The sequence below is a fragment of the Paracoccus lutimaris genome, assembly GCF_003337565.1.
GTDB classification, from domain to species: domain Bacteria; phylum Pseudomonadota; class Alphaproteobacteria; order Rhodobacterales; family Rhodobacteraceae; genus Paracoccus; species Paracoccus lutimaris.
Map to the genome: position 1 here is coordinate 1 of NZ_QPJL01000090.1, position 1,257 is coordinate 1,257.

Annotated in this window: 1 protein-coding gene; it reads right to left on the reverse strand. The window is 66.7% G+C overall.

What is annotated here, in order from left to right; translation table 11 throughout:
• Positions 1 to 48 precede the first annotated feature (48 nt).
• Positions 49 to 1,257: helix-hairpin-helix domain-containing protein (locus DFP89_RS20065; RefSeq protein ID WP_342770964.1), on the reverse strand; the 1,209-nt coding region annotated here is incomplete at its 5' end.

The following is a 1,257-nucleotide window of genomic DNA, read 5'->3' on the forward strand; positions in this document are numbered from 1 at the left end:
GGGCCGTTTTTAGCCGAGTGCAGATGGCTGAGATGCCCCGCTTTGCCCTCACCTGAAATCCCTTGTCCCGACCTTGATCGTGTCGAGATGCAGATCGCGGATGAACATGTCGCGGGGTTTGGGATGGCGGGGGTCGGGGGCGGGGCTGGCGTTGTGGAATTCGTCGCCGCGGCCATGCGGCAGGGGGAAGGCGCCGCGGTTGCCGACGCTGGCCAAGGCGTCCGAGAGGTCGCTCAGGCGGTGGACGACGAAATGCACCACCTCGCCCTCGCGCTGGATCATGCCGCGTGCGGCGATTATGCTGGCAGAGAGGATGATGCGGCGGTTGGCCTCGAAGACCTTGGGCCAGACCACAAGATTGGCGATGCCGGTTTCGTCCTCGAGCGTGATGAACATAGTGCCCTTGGCCGAGCCGGGGCGCTGGCGCACCAGCACCAGGCCCGCGAGTTCGGCCCAGCGACGGTTCGGTAGTGCCATGGCATCAGTGCAGGTCAGGATCCGGCGTTTTTCCAGATCGCCCCGCAGAAAGGCCACCGGGTGGCGGCGCAAGGACAGGCCGGTGCGGCTGTAATCCTCGGCCACCTCGCGGCCTGCACTCATCGGGCGCAGCGGAACGGTGGGCTCGTTGCTCTCGAGTGCGGCGAAGAGCGGCAGGTCGCTGTCGGGCAAGCCCTTGATCGCCCAGACCGCCCGACGCCGCGACAGGCCGAAGGCGTGGAAACAGTCGGCCTCGGCAATGCGGATCAGGGCGGGTTTGGGCACCTCGGCGCGGCGCCAGAGATCCTCGACCGAGGCAAAGGGGGCCGCGCGGGCGATGACCTGCGCATGGGCCTCGGCCAGCCCTTTCACCATGCGCAGGCCGAGGCGGACAGCAAAACGCCCGTCAACCGGTTCCAGCGTGCAATCCCACTCCGAGGCGTTCACGCAGACCGGGCGCACCTCCACGCCATGCGCCTGCGCATCGCGCACGATCTGCGCGGGAGCGTAAAAGCCCATCGGCTGGCTGTTCAAAAGCGCCGTGCAAAACGCATCCGGGTGCCAGCACTTGAGCCAGGCCGAGGCATAGGCGACCAACGCAAAGCTGGCGGCATGGCTTTCGGGGAAGCCGTAGCTGCCAAAGCCTTCCAGCTGCCGGAACGTCCGCTCGGCAAAGTCGCGCGGATAGCCGCGCGCCGCCATACCGTCGATCAGCTTGTCGCGAAAGGCGCTGACGCCGCCAGTGAACTTGAAGGTCGCCATGGATTTGCGCAGCATGTC